Raw genomic sequence first — 292 nt, 5'->3', positions numbered from 1 at the left:
CCGGCGTCGGTGTTCGTCGCCGACTTCATCGGCCGCGCAAATTTCCTAGACACGTCGATCGGGCACCTGACCCTTCACGCCGACGGCGCCCGCGCCACCAGCAGCAGTCCGGCGCCTGCGTCCTCCCCACGGCCTGTCGTCGGTGCGACCGGCCGCGCTGGACCGGGTGCCGCCCAGACGGGAGGCGCAGGGGAGTCGGCGAGCCGGGGAGGTGGAGGAGCGGAGGCACTGGACGCAGGCTCCGGCGGTGGCGGTCCGGGCGAGCCCGGAACGGATGATGGCCCTGGTGACC

Annotated in this window: 1 protein-coding gene; it reads right to left on the bottom strand. The window is 74.0% G+C overall.

All coding sequences use genetic code 11. The annotated features are described in order from the left end of the window. Positions 1-45: 45 nt before the first annotated feature. Positions 46-292 (bottom strand): hypothetical protein (locus tag FJV46_RS15440; RefSeq protein ID WP_204840888.1); only part of this gene is annotated, 247 nt, incomplete at its 5' end.

Source organism: Arthrobacter agilis, assembly GCF_006494655.1.
GTDB lineage: Bacteria > Actinomycetota > Actinomycetes > Actinomycetales > Micrococcaceae > Arthrobacter_D > Arthrobacter_D agilis.
This window is presented reverse-complemented; position numbering and strand designations above follow the sequence as displayed.